The 15,416-nt window shown below is 51.2% G+C and carries 15 protein-coding genes and 1 pseudogene; 8 read left to right on the top strand and 8 right to left on the bottom strand.

Annotation, left to right across the window (positions count from 1 at the left end):
- The first annotated feature begins 18 nt into the window (after positions 1 to 18).
- The gene (locus tag ACJHXB_RS02210; RefSeq protein ID WP_000095187.1) at positions 19 to 2,238 is read left to right on the top strand and encodes a YgiQ family radical SAM protein; all 2,220 of its coding nucleotides are present in this window, start codon (positions 19 to 21) and stop codon (positions 2,236 to 2,238) included.
- A gap of 41 nt (positions 2,239 to 2,279) precedes the next feature.
- On the opposite strand, the gene yqhH is transcribed toward ACJHXB_RS02210, so the two are convergent.
- The 4 genes from yqhH to yqhD all read right to left on the bottom strand — a co-directional run bounded on the left by yqhH (position 2,280) and on the right by yqhD (position 5,809).
- Positions 2,280 to 2,537: a lipoprotein YqhH gene (gene yqhH / locus ACJHXB_RS02205; RefSeq protein WP_000848523.1), complete on the bottom strand. Its 258-nt coding sequence runs from the start codon at positions 2,535 to 2,537 to the stop codon at positions 2,280 to 2,282.
- A 50-nt stretch (positions 2,538 to 2,587) separates the two neighbouring features.
- Positions 2,588 to 3,514 (bottom strand): YbjP/YqhG family protein, encoded by a 927-nt coding sequence (locus tag ACJHXB_RS02200; protein WP_000691631.1) that lies wholly within the window; start codon positions 3,512 to 3,514, stop codon positions 2,588 to 2,590.
- 199 nt (positions 3,515 to 3,713) lie between these two features.
- A complete protein-coding gene (dkgA, locus tag ACJHXB_RS02195; RefSeq protein ID WP_000013152.1) occupies positions 3,714 to 4,541 on the bottom strand; it encodes a 2,5-didehydrogluconate reductase DkgA in 828 nt (275 codons plus the stop codon).
- Positions 4,542 to 4,645: 104 nt separating this feature from the next.
- Entirely contained in the window at positions 4,646 to 5,809 is a 1,164-nt protein-coding gene (gene yqhD / locus ACJHXB_RS02190) for an alcohol dehydrogenase (protein WP_001058800.1), read from the bottom strand.
- Between the two features lie 60 nt (positions 5,810 to 5,869).
- Here yqhD and yqhC point away from each other — a divergent pair.
- Positions 5,870 to 6,526: pseudogene (gene yqhC / locus ACJHXB_RS02185) on the top strand (DNA-binding transcriptional regulator YqhC); the annotation flags it as partial.
- Positions 6,527 to 6,565: 39 nt separating this feature from the next.
- On the opposite strand, the gene yghB reads toward yqhC, so the two are convergent.
- Both yghB and metC read right to left on the bottom strand, forming a co-directional pair.
- Positions 6,566 to 7,225 (bottom strand): DedA family general envelope maintenance protein YghB, encoded by a 660-nt coding sequence (gene yghB / locus ACJHXB_RS02180; RefSeq protein WP_000268426.1) that lies wholly within the window; start codon positions 7,223 to 7,225, stop codon positions 6,566 to 6,568.
- Positions 7,226 to 7,364: 139 nt separating this feature from the next.
- A complete protein-coding gene (gene metC, locus ACJHXB_RS02175) occupies positions 7,365 to 8,552 on the bottom strand; it encodes a cystathionine beta-lyase (RefSeq protein ID WP_001469249.1) in 1,188 nt (395 codons plus the stop codon).
- A 251-nt stretch (positions 8,553 to 8,803) separates the two neighbouring features.
- Between metC and exbB the strand changes: the two genes are divergently transcribed.
- Entirely contained in the window at positions 8,804 to 9,538 is a 735-nt protein-coding gene (gene exbB / locus ACJHXB_RS02170; protein WP_000527864.1) for a tol-pal system-associated acyl-CoA thioesterase, read from the top strand.
- Positions 9,539 to 9,544: 6 nt separating this feature from the next.
- Positions 9,545 to 9,970: a TonB system transport protein ExbD gene (gene exbD / locus ACJHXB_RS02165; RefSeq protein WP_001240712.1), complete on the top strand. Its 426-nt coding sequence runs from the start codon at positions 9,545 to 9,547 to the stop codon at positions 9,968 to 9,970.
- Positions 9,971 to 10,008: 38 nt separating this feature from the next.
- On the opposite strand, the gene yghA is transcribed toward exbD, so the two are convergent.
- Positions 10,009 to 10,893 carry an NADP(+)-dependent aldehyde reductase gene (gene yghA, locus ACJHXB_RS02160; RefSeq protein WP_000018775.1) on the bottom strand — a complete coding sequence of 295 codons (885 nt, stop codon included), beginning with the start codon at positions 10,891 to 10,893 and terminating at the stop codon, positions 10,009 to 10,011.
- A 190-nt stretch (positions 10,894 to 11,083) separates the two neighbouring features.
- Here yghA and ACJHXB_RS02155 point away from each other — a divergent pair, with 190 nt between their 5' ends.
- Complete coding sequence (locus ACJHXB_RS02155; protein ID WP_000439331.1) at positions 11,084 to 11,578, top strand: TIGR00645 family protein; 495 nt, start codon at positions 11,084 to 11,086, stop codon at positions 11,576 to 11,578.
- 39 nt (positions 11,579 to 11,617) lie between these two features.
- Here the strand turns inward: ACJHXB_RS02155 and gpr are convergent, their stop codons facing one another.
- Complete coding sequence (gpr, locus tag ACJHXB_RS02150) at positions 11,618 to 12,658, bottom strand: L-glyceraldehyde 3-phosphate reductase (protein ID WP_000262175.1); 1,041 nt, start codon at positions 12,656 to 12,658, stop codon at positions 11,618 to 11,620.
- Positions 12,659 to 12,814: 156 nt separating this feature from the next.
- Here gpr and yghX point away from each other — a divergent pair, with 156 nt between their 5' ends.
- The 3 genes from yghX to hybO all read left to right on the top strand — a co-directional run bounded on the left by yghX (position 12,815) and on the right by hybO (position 15,415).
- Positions 12,815 to 13,702: a YghX family hydrolase gene (gene yghX, locus ACJHXB_RS02145; RefSeq protein WP_001137771.1), complete on the top strand. Its 888-nt coding sequence runs from the start codon at positions 12,815 to 12,817 to the stop codon at positions 13,700 to 13,702.
- Between the two features lie 118 nt (positions 13,703 to 13,820).
- Positions 13,821 to 14,108: a DUF2623 family protein YghW gene (gene yghW / locus ACJHXB_RS02140; RefSeq protein ID WP_001059139.1), complete on the top strand. Its 288-nt coding sequence runs from the start codon at positions 13,821 to 13,823 to the stop codon at positions 14,106 to 14,108.
- Between the two features lie 188 nt (positions 14,109 to 14,296).
- On the top strand, positions 14,297 to 15,415 hold the full coding sequence (hybO, locus tag ACJHXB_RS02135; protein ID WP_000145410.1) for a hydrogenase 2 small subunit: 1,119 nt from the start codon (positions 14,297 to 14,299) through the stop codon (positions 15,413 to 15,415).
- Position 15,416: the final 1 nt, after the last annotated feature.

The raw sequence follows: 15,416 nt of genomic DNA, 5'->3' as shown, positions 1-15,416 counted from the left end.
ATCATTTCTGGAAGCAAAATGAGCTCTATCTCCCTGATCCAACCGGATCGCGACCTGTTCTCCTGGCCGCAGTACTGGGCCGCCTGTTTTGGACCGGCACCGTTTTTGCCGATGTCTCGTGAAGAGATGGATCAACTTGGCTGGGATAGCTGCGACATCATTTTGGTTACTGGCGACGCGTATGTCGATCACCCAAGCTTCGGGATGGCGATTTGCGGTCGTATGCTGGAAGCGCAGGGCTTTCGCGTCGGGATCATCGCCCAGCCGGACTGGAGCAGCAAAGACGACTTTATGCGTCTGGGTAAACCGAATCTATTTTTCGGTGTTACTGCTGGCAACATGGACTCGATGATCAACCGCTATACCGCCGATCGCCGTTTACGTCATGACGATGCCTACACGCCGGATAACGTCGCGGGTAAGCGACCGGATCGCGCCACACTGGTTTATACCCAGCGTTGTAAAGAGGCGTGGAAAGATGTGCCGGTGATCCTCGGCGGTATTGAGGCTAGTCTGCGCCGTACCGCGCACTATGATTACTGGTCGGATACCGTGCGCCGTTCCGTGCTGGTGGATTCCAAAGCCGACATGCTGATGTTCGGTAACGGTGAGCGTCCGTTGGTGGAGGTGGCGCACCGTCTGGCGATGGGCGAGCCGATTAGTGAAATCCGCGATGTGCGTAATACTGCGATTATCGTGAAAGAGGCGCTGCCTGGCTGGAGCGGCGTGGATTCCACCCGTCTTGATACCCCTGGAAAAATCGACCCAATCCCGCATCCGTATGGTGAAGATTTGCCGTGCGCGGATAACAAACCTGTTGCGCCGAAAAAGCAGGAAGCGAAAGCCGTAACCGTGCAGCCGCCGCGCCCGAAACCGTGGGAAAAAACCTACGTATTGCTGCCTTCTTTCGAGAAAGTGAAGGGCGATAAAGTGCTGTACGCCCATGCTTCGCGTATTCTGCACCACGAAACTAACCCAGGCTGCGCCCGCGCATTGATGCAAAAACATGGCGACCGCTATGTGTGGATCAACCCGCCTGCTATTCCGCTCTCTACCGAAGAGATGGACAGCGTTTTTGCGCTGCCGTACAAGCGCGTGCCGCATCCGGCCTATGGCAATGCTCGTATTCCGGCTTACGAAATGATCCGTTTCTCGGTCAACATTATGCGTGGCTGCTTTGGTGGCTGTTCTTTCTGTTCTATTACCGAGCATGAAGGGCGCATTATTCAAAGCCGTTCGGAAGATTCGATCATCAATGAGATCGAAGCGATCCGCGACACCGTTCCAGGTTTTACGGGCGTAATTTCCGATCTCGGTGGGCCAACTGCCAACATGTATATGTTGCGCTGCAAATCGCCACGCGCTGAACAGACCTGCCGCCGCTTGTCGTGTGTTTACCCGGATATTTGTCCGCATATGGACACTAACCACGAACCGACGATCAACCTCTATCGCCGTGCGCGTGATCTGAAAGGCATTAAAAAGATCCTGATCGCTTCCGGCGTACGTTATGACATCGCCGTGGAAGATCCGCGCTATATCAAAGAGCTGGCGACCCATCACGTCGGCGGTTATCTGAAGATTGCCCCGGAACATACCGAAGAAGGGCCGTTGTCGAAGATGATGAAGCCGGGCATGGGCAGCTATGACCGCTTTAAAGAGTTGTTCGATACCTACTCGAAACAGGCAGGTAAAGAGCAGTATTTGATCCCGTATTTCATCTCGGCACACCCCGGTACGCGCGATGAAGATATGGTGAATCTGGCGCTGTGGCTGAAAAAGCACCGCTTCCGCCTCGACCAGGTACAGAACTTCTACCCGTCGCCGCTGGCTAACTCGACCACTATGTATTACACCGGCAAAAACCCGCTGGCGAAGATTGGTTATAAGAGTGAAGACGTCTTTGTACCGAAGGGCGACAAGCAGCGTCGCCTGCATAAAGCGTTGTTGCGTTACCACGATCCGGCAAACTGGCCGTTAATCCGCCAGGCGCTGGAAGCGATGGGTAAAAAGCATCTGATTGGCAGCCGTCGCGATTGCTTAGTGCCTGCGCCAACCATTGAAGAGATGCGTGAGGCTCGTCGCCAGAACCGCAATACCCGTCCGGCGTTGACTAAACATACGCCGATGGCGACCCAGCGTCAGACGCCTGCTACGGCAAAAAAAGCGTCGTCTACGCAATCTCGTCCGGTGAATGCTGGTGCGAAGAAACGCCCTAAAGCGGCGGTTGGACGTTAAAAAATATCCCCGGTAACAGAATGCTGCCGGGAATTTTTTTATCATTCTGCGTACATACGCAAGCAGCGCAGGCAATCAAAATAGTCCTGTGCATCAAGACGCGTATTGGCTCTGTTAGCGTCGGATTTGGCAGCATAGATTTGTGGGCGTAATGCTTTCATATCCTGCTCAAGCCGGGCGATTTTGGCATTTAATGTTTGCACATTGCTCGCCAGCTGATTGACCTTTTGCTCATTGACGCAGCCACTGAGCAAGCAGGTTGCCAGAACAACAGCTCCCACGGTGAAAATCGTTTTCATATAGTGTTCCCTTTTATTTATTGTTCCGGCTAATTGTTATTTAATTCAGCTCATTGTTTTAATCTGGCGGCGGTTTTTGCCTCAATCTGCTTAAGTAGGCTGCCGCTGTTCGGGCGGATAAAATCAGCGATTTCCCACTTACCTTCGCGCCGCTGTAAAATCAGTTCTTGCTCTTCGTTGTTGCCATTGGTCAGCGTAAAACGAACATGAATGCGGGCGGAATCGGTGGTTTTCTCCAGGACTCGAATTTCATCAACGCGGGAAAATAACGACTCTTCGCCAAAACAGATCGGATTGTCGTAAATAAATTGCCGTTCTATTTGCATATCTTCATCGGGATTGTTGGCAGTCTTGAAGGTGGTTTTATAGAAGGCATTGACCGCCTGGCGGTAAGAGTCGGAAACCACCCACGTCCACGGCCAGCTATAATCAGCAATATGTTCAAAGAGTTCGGCAACAAAGGCTTCCGGCTGTTCTTTTTGCAACGAAGCTATAGCGGCCAGCGTTTTTTCATTCTCGCTATTAACTGCTTGTAAGACGCTGCCATGATTGCTGACAATATCGTCAATGACCCAACGACCATTTTCCGCCACCATTTTCAGTGTCTGCATGGTCTTTTCTTTATCGTCTTTAAAGATACGAAAGCGCACAACGGCATCGGCATGATCGGCGTCAGGTTGGGTTATCGCTACGCTTTCTAACACCAGATCGCCAAAATCCTGACAATCACAAACCGGATCATAATCCAGCCAGCCAATATTGCCCGGTAGTGTAAGATTGTCGTTCAGGGTAAGCGCCTGTTGAATACGCGCTGAAGTTATCGCCCGCTCTCCGGTTTCACCGAAATAAGGCGTACTGGCATCTGATTTATAGTTCTGATAAATCTGCCGGACTGTTTGTTCTACGGTCTGTGAAGGAGGCTGCGCGTGTACGGTAAAACTTGCCAGGGCTGCTAAAAACAGAAGTATTATTTTCATCTGTTTTTCACCTCTCCGTTGCGTTTATCCCGGGTGTAGATGAGTTGTTCCTTTAAGAGCTTCCGGCTCTGCATGATGATGTCCTTATATTTGGCATTCCTGAACAAGGAAGAGTAACAATGGGCAGGACGCGAGGGGAATAAATGATTTCTGAAAAGTCCGGTAGCGGAACATTACCGCCACCGGGAGAATTTGCTCGTTAGCCGCCAAACTGGTCAGGATCGGGACCGAGACGCTTGCCCTGATCGAGTTTTGCAATTTCGCCGAGTTCGTCTTTGTCGAGACGGAAATCCCAGACATCAAAGTTTTCGACAATGCGTGAAGGTGTGACCGATTTCGGGATCACCACCAGGCCGCTATCCAGATGCCAGCGGATAACAATCTGCGCCGGGGTTTTGCCGTATTTATCTGCCAGATCGCGAATGACTTTCTGATCGAAAACGCCTTTCCCTCCTTGCGCTAATGGGCTCCAGGATTCGGTCTGGATTTTGTGTGTCGCGTTCCAGGCATGTAGCTGGCGTTGTTGCATCAGCGGGTGAAGTTCGATCTGATTAATAACAGGCGTCACGCCAGTTTCATCAATCAGGCGTTGCAGGTGATGGATCTGGAAGTTGCACACGCCGATGCTTTTGATTAATCCCTCTTTTTGCAATTCGATCATGCCTTTCCATGCTTCGACATAATGGTCGATAGCGGGAACGGGCCAGTGCATTAAGTAGAGGTCGATATAATCAAGCTGGAGTTTTTTCAGGCTGTCGAGCAGGGCTTCGCGGGGGCGCTTGTGGTCGTCGTTCCACAGCTTAGTGGTGATGAACAGTTCTTCTCTGTTGACTGAGGCATTTTTCAGGGCTTTGCCGACACCTTCTTCGTTCTTATAGGCCGCGGCGGTATCAATCGAGCGATAACCCACTTCTAACGCTTTTTGAATGGCGGTGATTACTTCCTCATTACTTGCTTGCCAGACGCCCAGTCCCAGCTGGGGCATGACATTGCCATCCTGTAGCTTAATAACGGTTGGATTAGCCATACGTTCCTCCTTTATATGAACTCACCGGAGCAGGCTCCGGTGAGGTGTTGTGAACTTAAGTCTGGACGAAATGCCCGAAAACGAAAGTTTGAGGCGTAAAAAGCTTAGCGTGCGGCTTCGTATATACGGCGGCTGACATCCAGCGTAATGTCATGATTTTCGCCCAGTTGGGTCATGCCGTGCTCTTCCAGTTTTTTCAGCAAAGCCGGGATGGAGCTGCCGTCCAGACCGTAGTCGGAGAGGTGGGTCGGCACGCCTAATTGCTCAAAGAAATTGCGGGTTGCGGCAATCGCGGCGTCAATACGCTCATCGTCAGAACCTTCAGTGATGTTCCAGATGCGTTCAGCATATTGCAGCAGCTTAGCGCGCTTGGTATCGCGTTTTTCATTCCACAGTGCAGGCAGGACGATAGCCAGTGTTTGCGCGTGATCCAGACCGTGCATCGCAGTCAGTTCATGGCCCAGCATATGCGTTGCCCAGTCCTGCGGTACGCCAGCGCCAATCAAACCGTTCAGCGCCTGAGTCGCCGCCCACATGACGTTGGCGCGCACATCGTAGTTTTCTGGCTCTTTCAGGGCTTTCGGACCATCTTCGATCAGCGTCAACAAAATGCCTTCTGCGAAACGGTCCTGAATTTTGGCATCAACCGGTTTGGTAACATACTGTTCCACGGTGTGCACAAAGGCATCCACTACACCGTTAGCCACCTGACGCGGCGGCAGAGTGTAGGTATAAACCGGATCGAGCACGGCAAATACGGGTTGAACATGGGCTGAATGGAACGCCTGCTTGTCGCCTGTGGTTTTACGGGAGATCACCGCGCCTGCGTTGGATTCTGAACCGGTTGCTGGCAGCGTCAGCACACAGCCCATCGGGATGGCGCTTTTAATCTCTTTACCGCCCGTTTGCAGAATGTGCCACGGATCGATATTTTCCGGATAGTTAGCCGCTGCGGCGATAAATTTGGTGCCGTCCAGTACAGAACCGCCGCCAACCGCCAGCAGGAAAGTCACTTTTTGTTCGCGAACCAGTTTCACGGCGTTCATCAGCGTTTCATAAGCCGGGTTTGGCTCAATACCGCCAAATTCCAGCACGTCCATGCCTTTCAGGGCATCCAGAACTTGATCGAGAACGCCGGTTTTTTTCACGCTGCCGCCGCCGTAGGTAATCAATACGCGAGCATCGTGAGGAATTTGTTCGCGTAAACCAGCGATTGCGCCTTTACCAAAAAGAATGCGGGTTGGGGTGTGCAGATTAAAGTTGTTCATTACTTGCTCCCTTTGCTGGGTCAATATGAGGGCAGAGAACGATCTGCCTGATGTTTTTCATTGCCGTTTGAGTGCGAAACCTATGCCACGTCAGAGGTGCCGCTGGCAGGGTTGCGTCTCAATGTCGATATTTTGCAGTTACAGGAACTGTTGATGGACATTGGCGAAGATGAGCATTTCCAGCCGTCGATGGCAGCCAGCGGGATTAACTCTGCCACGTTATCAGAAGAGATTTTATGCGCGGCGGAGCGGTTACTCGACGTGATGGAGCGACCACTGGATGCGCGTATTCTCGGCAAACAGATCATCCGCGAAATTCTGTACTACGTGCTGACCGGACCTTGCGGCGGCGCGTTACTGGCGCTGGTCAGTCGCCAGACTCACTTCAGCCTGATTAGCCGCGTGCTGAAACGGATTGAGAATAAATACACCGAAAACCTGAGCGTCGAGCAACTAGCGGCAGAAGCCAACATGAGCGTATCGGCGTTCCACCATAATTTTAAGTCTGTCACCAGCACCTCGCCGTTGCAGTATTTGAAGAATTACCGTCTGCATAAGGCGCGGATGATGATCATCCACGACGGCATGAAAGCCAGTGCGGCAGCGATGCGCGTCGGTTACGAAAGCGCATCGCAATTTAGCCGTGAGTTTAAACGTTACTTTGGTGTGACGCCGGGGGAAGATGCGGCAAGAATGCGGGCGATGCAGGGGAATTAAATACGTTCCCGGTACAGCAACCGGGAACGGGGAAAATCGTCAGGCGTTACAGTATTTTTTTTTAATCACCACAAACAGCGTGCCTAACAAGCCAGCGGTTAACAAGGCAATTGGCAGGATCATCAGGATCGTCATTACCTGATCTTCATGGCGTTTAACGAACGGAATCATACTTAAGGCATAGCCGAAACTGGTTACCACGCTGACCCACAGCAATCCGCTTAACCAGTTGAAAAACTGGAAACGGCGGTTTGGCAAACCGGAAATTCCTGCCATGGTTGGCAGCAGCGTACGGACAAATGCAAGAAAACGTCCAGCCAGCAGCGCCAGCAGACCGTGGCGGTCAAACATGCAGGTGGCGCGCTGGTGATATTTAGCGGGAAGCTGTGCCAGCCAGCCTTTCACCGTTTTGGTATTCCCTAACCAGCGCCCCTGAATATAACTTAACCAGCAGCCCAGACTTGCTGCGGCGGTCAGAATCGCAATCGTAGGCAGAAAATCCATAACCCCCTGGGCAATCAATGCGCCAGCCAATATCAACAAGCTGTCGCCTGGCAAAAATGAGGCGGGCAGCAGGCCGTTTTCTAAAAACAGCGTGGCAAACATGACAAAGTAAACAACGCTAACAATATGAGGATCCGCCAGCGCGGCAAAGTCGTGTTGCCAGAGCGCAGCGATGATATCTTGAATAACAGCCATGGACTTTCCTGTGGAACAGCGTTTAAGCCTTTATCTGCCTATTGTACTCCTGATTCGTCCGGGACGCCTTGATCCCGGACGCAACAATTTAAGACTTTTCACAATAAAATGTCTGCAAAATTGTCCAAAAGTGGCAATGTTATACAATTCGCGCAAAACCGGCATCCAGATCGGCAATCAGATCGTTGACATCTTCCAGACCAATATGCAGGCGAATCAAGGTCCCGCTAAAATCGATCTCGCCTTGTGGGCGAATGGCGGCGATATGTTCTGGTTGATTTGCCAGGATCAACGATTCATAACCGCCCCACGAGTAGGCCATGCTGAATAAACTGAAGTTATCCAGATAGTTCGCCAGCTCTTCATCATTGAGTTTTTTCTTAAGCACAAAGGAAAATAGCCCGCTGCTACCTGTAAAGTCTCGTTTCCAGAATTCGTGGCCTTTACTGCCAGGCAGAGCAGGGTGGTTAACTCGCGCTACTTGCGGATGTTCTGCCAGCCATTCGGCCACTTTCAGACTGCTTTCATGATGTTGACGCAGGCGAACACCCAAAGTGCGCAGGCCACGGCTGGTTATATAGGCGGTATCGGCATCGACCATCTGGCCCATCAGATAGGCGTTTTCCCGTAGCTGCTCCCAGCAACGGGCATTGCACACCGCAGTGCCAATCATCGCATCTGAATGCCCAACCAGATATTTGGTGGCGGCCTGAATAGAAACATCGATGCCAAAATCCAGCGCCTTAAACAGCACACCGGCCGCCCAGGTGTTATCGATCATAATGATGGCATCTGGCACCACATTGCGCACGGCGGCAACAATCGCCGGAACGTCGTGGATTTCCATGGTGATGGAGCCTGGGGATTCCAGAAACACGATTTTAGTGTTTGGCTGCACATGTTTAACGATATCTGCGCCAATCAGCGGATCAAACCATGATGTCGTTACGCCCAGTTTGCTGAGGATTTTGCTACAGAAATCCTGACTCGGTTCATAGGCGGTGTTGGTCATCAACACATGATCGCCCTGTTCGACAAAAGCAAGAATAGAATTAGCAACCGCCGCCGCCCCGCAGGGGAACAGCACGCAGCCTGCGCCACCTTCCAGTTCGCACATCGCCTCTTGTAAGGAGAAATGGGTTAACGTTCCGCGCCGTCCATAAAACAACTCGCCATTGGCGCGATTGCGCGTCGCGTGTTTTTTGGCTTCCACACTGTCAAAGACCAGCGAAGAAGCGCGCTGAATCACGCTATTTACCGCGCCGAGAGTGTATTTTTTGCTGCGTCCTGCATTCACCAGTTGAGTATCAAGCTTTTTGTCCGCCATCTCGGGATTCCTGTTTTTATACGTCTGGATGTCTAAACTAGCATGAATATTCGCGGGCGCATCCTGAAGAATTGGCATAAAGCAGAAAATTTTCGCAAATGGCGTGCTGGTGACTTTTTTACTGCGTAAACGCAAGGAAAAGAAAGCAAAGGTACGGCAGTATGCAAATAGTAATGAGAACGACTATCAATTCGACGTCGTTTTGATATTATTATGCGCAGATTTTGTGACTTGCGTCCTGGAGATACACAGTGGGTAATAATTTAATGCAGACGGATCTTTCCGTCTGGGGTATGTATCAGCACGCCGATATTGTCGTTAAGTGCGTGATGATTGGGCTTATTTTGGCCTCCGTAGTCACCTGGGCAATCTTCTTCAGTAAGAGCGTAGAGTTCTTCACTCAGAAGCGTCGCCTTAAGCGCGAGCAGCAACTGCTGGCTGAAGCGCGTTCCTTAAACCAGGCCAACGATATCGCCGCTGATTTTGGTAGCAAAAGCTTAAGCCTGCATTTGCTCAATGAAGCGCAGAATGAGCTGGAACTGTCAGAAGGCAGCGACGATAACGAAGGTATTAAAGAACGTACCAGCTTCCGTCTGGAGCGTCGGGTCGCCGCAGTAGGTCGTCAAATGGGCCGCGGTAACGGTTATCTGGCAACCATCGGCGCGATTTCGCCGTTCGTTGGTCTGTTTGGTACGGTCTGGGGCATCATGAACAGCTTTATTGGTATCGCGCAAACGCAGACCACTAACCTGGCAGTCGTTGCGCCGGGTATTGCAGAAGCTCTGTTAGCAACGGCAATCGGCCTCGTGGCAGCGATTCCGGCGGTCGTTATCTATAACGTATTTGCACGTCAGATTGGCGGCTTTAAAGCGATGCTGGGTGATGTCGCAGCGCAGGTATTGTTGCTGCAAAGCCGTGACCTGGATCTGGAAGCTAGCGCCGCTGCGCATCCTGTTCGTGTCGCACAAAAATTACGCGCAGGATAATGTCCGATGGCAATGCATCTTAACGAAAACCTCGACGATAACGGCGAAATGCATGATATCAACGTGACGCCGTTTATCGACGTGATGTTGGTTCTGCTGATTATCTTTATGGTGGCGGCACCGTTAGCGACGGTAGATGTGAAGGTGAACTTGCCTGCTTCTACCAGCACGCCGCAGCCGCGCCCGGAAAAACCGGTTTATCTGTCGGTGAAGGCAGACAACTCGATGTTTATCGGTAACGATCCGGTCACCGATGAAACAATGATTACGGCGTTGAATGCGTTAACTGAAGGTAAGAAAGACACCACCATCTTCTTCCGAGCGGATAAAACCGTCGATTACGAGACGTTGATGAAGGTAATGGATACGCTGCATCAGGCGGGTTACCTGAAGATAGGTCTGGTCGGCGAAGAAACTGCCAAAGCGAAATAAAAATGATGCCCGGTTGCTTTTCACAACCGGGCATTTTTTTAGCCTAAATGCTCGCCGCCGCACACGCCATGCACTTCTGCGGTGACGTAGCTAGACTCCTGACTTGCCAGATAAACATATACAGGGGCCAGTTCCGCCGGTTGCCCCGCACGCTTCATCGGCGTTTTCTGACCAAACTGCGGGATCTTATCCTGCGTCTGTCCGCCGGAAATTTGCAGTGCTGTCCAGATCGGGCCTGGCGCAACAATATTCACCCGAATACCTTTCTCTGCGACCTGTTTTGCCAGGCCACGGCTGTAGTTCAGAATCGCCGCCTTTGTAGCCGCATAGTCCAGTAAATGCGGGCTTGGCTGGTATGCCTGGATTGACGAAGTGGTGATGATACTGGCACCTTTCGGTAGCAGGGGGATCGCTTCCTGGGTTAGCCAGAACAGCGCGAAAACGTTAATGGCAAAGGTCTTTTGAAACTGTTCGCTGGTGAGGTCTGCAATATCAGGAATGGCAACCTGTTTCCCGGCGACCAGCGCCATAATATCCAGCCCGCCTAACGCCTTATGCGCTTCGTGAACCAGCGAACGGGCGAATTTCTCATCGCTTAAATCGCCTGGCAGCAGGACGGCTTTGCGTCCGCATTCTTCAATGATCTTTTTCACATCCTGAGCGTCTTGTTCTTCTACGGGAAGATAACTGATCGCCACGTCAGCCCCTTCACGCGCGTAAGCAATGGCGGCAGCGCGACCGATTCCGGAATCGCCCCCTGTCACCAGTGCTTTACGATCTTTCAGGCGACCGCTACCAACATAGGTTTTCTCGCCGCAATCCGGCACCGGTGTCATTTTCGCCTGGATGCCTGGCGTCGGTTGTTTCTGTTTGGGATATTCACCAGTGTAATACTGCGTGGTCGGGTCTTTTAAATGAGACATCGTTTTTCTCCCTTCAGGTTCAACGTCCTTTAAGGGTAGACGCTCTCGATGCGTTGATAAGGGAACCAGGAAGATCCCTAAACCTCGGATTTATGCGACAAAGGTTTAACGGATATGTTGATTTGCTGTTGCGCGCTGTTTACTCAATTGCGATATACTGTTGCCCGTTTTAACTACACGACAGGAATGTATGGAACGTTTTCTTGAAAATGCAATGTATGCTTCTCGCTGGCTGCTTGCCCCCGTGTACTTTGGCCTTTCGCTGGCGTTAGTTGCCCTGGCGCTGAAGTTCTTCCAGGAGATTATTCACGTACTGCCGAATATCTTCTCGATGGCGGAATCAGATTTGATCCTCGTGTTGCTGTCGCTGGTGGATATGACGCTGGTTGGCGGTTTGCTGGTGATGGTGATGTTTTCCGGTTATGAGAATTTCGTCTCGCAGCTGGATATCTCCGAGAACAAAGAGAAGCTGAACTGGCTGGGGAAAATGGACGCAACGTCGCTGAAAAACAAAGTAGCAGCGTCGATTGTGGCAATTTCTTCCATTCACTTACTGCGCGTCTTTATGGATGCGAAAAATGTCCCTGATAACAAACTGATGTGGTACGTCATTATCCATCTGACGTTTGTGCTCTCTGCATTTGTGATGGGCTATCTTGACCGACTGACTCGTCATAATCACTGATCTGATTCGGGCGCGGTTCTCGCGCCCGTTATTAACAGGTCATTTATCGGAAGACGCCTGCCACAGATTCAGCTCGCCATCGGCGATATGCTGATCAATCTGCGCCAGCTCCTCGGCACTGAATGCCAGGTTGTTTAACGCCTGCACGTTCTCTTCCAGTTGTTCCGGTCGGCTGGCACCAATCAACACCGAGGTGACGCGTTCATCTTTCAGCAACCAGCTTAACGCCATTTGCGCCATTGATTGTCCACGCTGCTGTGCCATTTCATTCAATAACCGCAGGCTGTTGAGGTTGGCTTCGGTGAGCATTTTCGGCGTCAGACCACGGACTTTATTCCCTTCACGATGCATCCGTGAATCTTGCGGAATGCCGTTGAGATATTTTCCGGTCAGCAATCCCTGAGCCAGAGGAGTAAAGGCAATGCAGCCCACGCCGTTATTTTGCAGGGTATCCAGCAGGCCGCTTTTATCCACCCAGCGGTTCAGTAAATTGTACGAAGGTTGATGAATTAACAGCGGAATTTTCCACTCGCGCAGTAACTCGACCATTTTTTGCGTCCGCTCTGGCGAGTAAGAGGAGATCCCGACATAAAGCGCCTTACCGCTTTGTACCGCATGAGCCAGCGCAGAGGCGGTTTCTTCCATCGGCGTATTTTCATCGACGCGATGAGAGTAAAAGATATCGACATACTCAAGCCCCATACGCTTCAGGCTTTGGTCGAGGCTGGCGAGCAGGTATTTACGTGAACCGCCAGAGCCGTAAGGGCCGGGCCACATATCGTAGCCAGCCTTGGTAGAGATAATCAGTTCATCGCGATAAGCGGCAAAATCCTCCCGAAGCAGGCGACCAAAGTTCTCTTCTGCGCTTCCTGGAGGCGGCCCGTAATTGTTGGCTAAATCAAAGTGCGTAATGCCCAAATCAAAGGCTTTGCGCAGGATCGCACGTTGTGATTCCAGTGCGTTAACGTGACCGAAATTGTGCCATAAACCGAGCGATAACGCGGGCAGGCGTAAACCACTTTTTCCGCAATAGCGGTATTGCATCTGCCCGTAACGTTCGGGATTCGCTAACCAGACCATGACCTCTCCTTTCCACCATTCAATTTCGAAACAATGTTTCTAGTTTAGCGATTCGCCAGCGCGTATCCCGTAGTCTGGCTCACAGAGTGACGAAAAACTGGGCAAAAACACGCGCTTATGCTTTGATTAAAAAAACACCAGCTGAGGAGTGCAACGATGCCGCGTTTAACCGCCAAAGATTTCCCACAAGAGTTGCTGGATTACTACGACTATTACGCTCACGGGAAAATTTCGAAACGTGAGTTCCTCAATATGGCAGCGAAGTATGCGGTGGGTGGGATGACGGCATTAGCATTGTTTGATTTGCTCAGGCCAAATTACGCATGGGCGACCCAGGTGGAGTTTACCGACCCGGAAATTGTTGCTGAGTACATTACGTATCCTTCGCCAAATGGTCACGGTGACGTACGTGGTTATCTGGTGAAGCCCGCGAAGATGAGCGGCAAAACACCAGCCGTGGTGGTGGTGCATGAGAATCGTGGACTGAATCCGTATATCGAAGATGTGGCACGGCGAGTAGCGAAGGCGGGGTATATCGCCCTGGCACCTGACGGCTTAAGTTCCGTTGGAGGTTATCCGGGTAATGATGATAAAGGTCGTGAGCTGCAACAGCAGGTTGATCCAACCAAACTGATGAATGATTTCTTTGCCGCAATTGAGTTTATGCAACGCTATCCGCAAGCGACAGGCAAAGTGGGTATTACCGGATTTTGCTATGGCGGTGGCGTATCGAACGCGGCGGCTGTCGCGTATCCGGAACTGGCCTGCGCGGTGCCGTTTTATGGTCGACAGGCACCCACCGCCGATGTGGCGAAGATTGAAGCGCCTTTACTACTCCACTACGCGGAACTGGACACCCGAATCAACGAGGGATGGCCTGCTTACGAGGCGGCGTTGAAAGCCAATAATAAGGTCTATGAGGCGTATATCTATCCGGGGGTTAATCACGGATTCCATAATGATTCCACGCCCCGTTATGACAAATCTGCCGCCGATCTTGCCTGGCAAAGGACGCTGAAATGGTTCGATAAATATCTCTCCTGATAGGTTTATCTCTTACGGGATTACGTCTTAAACAAGCATGAAAAAATAGCGTGCGCAAAAGTCGTTCTTTGCCTAAAATATCGCTATATATGACAATATATAGCGAATGAGGTGAACGATGAATAACCATTTTGGTAAAGGCTTAATGGCGGGATTAAAAGCAACGCATGCCGACAGTGCGGTTAATGTGACAAAATACTGTGCCGATTATAAACGCGGTTTTGTATTAGGCTACTCACACCGGATGTACGAAAAGACCGGAGATCGCCAGCTTAGCGCCTGGGAAGCGGGTATTCTGACGCGCCGCTATGGACTGGATAAAGAGATGGTAATGGATTTCTTTCGTGAGAATAATTCCTGTTCTACGTTGCGCTTTTTTATGGCCGGTTATCGCCTCGAAAATTGATCAAACATACGTATTATCTTGCTTTAATTAATTACACTAATGCTTCTTCCCTTCGTTTTAGCGCCCCGCCGCAGTATCATGATATCGATAACCATAATAAATGTGTGGTAAATGGCGCATCGATCGCATTATTGATTTTGCGATTGAGGCAAAATATATGCCAGGTCTTCGCAACGGAATAACTATAAATGACTGGAGATAACACCCTCATCCATTCTCACGGCATTAACCGTCGTGATTTCATGAAGCTTTGTGCAGCATTAGCCGCCACCATGGGGTTAAGTAGCAAAGCCGCTGCAGAGATGGCCGAATCGGTTACTAACCCGCAGCGTCCGCCAGTTATCTGGATTGGCGCGCAGGAGTGTACCGGTTGTACGGAATCTCTGCTTCGTGCAACGCATCCAACGGTAGAAAATCTCGTGCTGGAGACTATCTCTCTGGAGTATCACGAAGTGCTTTCCGCCGCCTTCGGTCATCAGGTCGAAGAGAACAAACATAACGCTCTCGAGAAGTACAAAGGGCAGTATGTGTTAGTGGTGGATGGTTCCATCCCATTAAAAGATAATGGTATTTATTGCATGGTTGCCGGTGAGCCGATTGTGGATCACATCCGCAAAGCGGCGGAAGGCGCAGCAGCCATTATCGCTATCGGTTCCTGCTCTGCGTGGGGCGGTGTTGCCGCAGCTGGAGTTAACCCAACTGGCGCAGTCAGCCTGCAAGAAGTTCTGCCAGGCAAAACCGTTATCAATATTCCGGGCTGCCCGCCGAACCCGCACAACTTCCTCGCGACCGTTGCGCACATCATCACTTACGGCAAACCACCGAAGCTGGATGATAAAAACCGTCCGACTTTCGCCTACGGTCGTCTGATTCATGAACACTGCGAACGTCGCCCGCACTTCGATGCTGGTCGTTTTGCCAAAGAGTTCGGTGATGAAGGCCACCGCGAAGGCTGGTGCCTGTACCACCTCGGCTGTAAAGGGCCAGAAACTTACGGCAACTGCTCAACGCTGCAATTCTGTGACGTTGGCGGTGTGTGGCCGGTGGCGATTGGTCACCCGTGCTATGGCTGTAACGAAGAAGGTATCGGCTTCCATAAAGGCATCCATCAGCTTGCCAACGTCGAAAACCAGACTCCGCGTTCACAGAAACCGGATGTTAACGCTAAAGAAGGCGGCAACGTCTCTGCGGGCGCTATTGGTTTGCTCGGCGGTGTGGTTGGGCTGGTTGCCGGTGTCAGCGTGATGGCGGTGCGTGAACTGGGTCGTCAGCAAAAGAAAGATAACGCTGACTCACGGGGAGAATAAC

Origin of the sequence: Escherichia sp. WS3227_2, from assembly GCF_046486495.1 — a bacterium.
GTDB classification, from domain to species: Bacteria; Pseudomonadota; Gammaproteobacteria; order Enterobacterales; family Enterobacteriaceae; genus Escherichia; species Escherichia coli.
This window is presented reverse-complemented; position numbering and strand designations above follow the sequence as displayed.

Coding starts and splice junctions, on each gene's coding strand:
- ACJHXB_RS02200 (WP_000691631.1), bottom strand. CDS start 3,514: ATGAAAATAATACTTCTGTTTTTAGCAGCCCTGGCAAGTTTTACCGTA.
- ACJHXB_RS02155 (WP_000439331.1), top strand. CDS start 11,084: ATGGAACGTTTTCTTGAAAATGCAATGTATGCTTCTCGCTGGCTGCTT.
- gpr (WP_000262175.1), bottom strand. CDS start 12,658: ATGGTCTGGTTAGCGAATCCCGAACGTTACGGGCAGATGCAATACCGC.
- exbD (WP_001240712.1), top strand. CDS start 9,545: ATGGCAATGCATCTTAACGAAAACCTCGACGATAACGGCGAAATGCAT.
- yghA (WP_000018775.1), bottom strand. CDS start 10,893: ATGTCTCATTTAAAAGACCCGACCACGCAGTATTACACTGGTGAATAT.
- yghB (WP_000268426.1), bottom strand. CDS start 7,225: ATGGCTGTTATTCAAGATATCATCGCTGCGCTCTGGCAACACGACTTT.
- yghW (WP_001059139.1), top strand. CDS start 13,821: ATGAATAACCATTTTGGTAAAGGCTTAATGGCGGGATTAAAAGCAACG.
- dkgA (WP_000013152.1), bottom strand. CDS start 4,541: ATGGCTAATCCAACCGTTATTAAGCTACAGGATGGCAATGTCATGCCC.
- yghX (WP_001137771.1), top strand. CDS start 12,815: ATGCCGCGTTTAACCGCCAAAGATTTCCCACAAGAGTTGCTGGATTAC.
- metC (WP_001469249.1), bottom strand. CDS start 8,552: ATGGCGGACAAAAAGCTTGATACTCAACTGGTGAATGCAGGACGCAGC.
- yqhD (WP_001058800.1), bottom strand. CDS start 5,809: ATGAACAACTTTAATCTGCACACCCCAACCCGCATTCTTTTTGGTAAA.
- hybO (WP_000145410.1), top strand. CDS start 14,297: ATGACTGGAGATAACACCCTCATCCATTCTCACGGCATTAACCGTCGT.
- ACJHXB_RS02210 (WP_000095187.1), top strand. CDS start 19: ATGAGCTCTATCTCCCTGATCCAACCGGATCGCGACCTGTTCTCCTGG.
- yqhH (WP_000848523.1), bottom strand. CDS start 2,537: ATGAAAACGATTTTCACCGTGGGAGCTGTTGTTCTGGCAACCTGCTTG.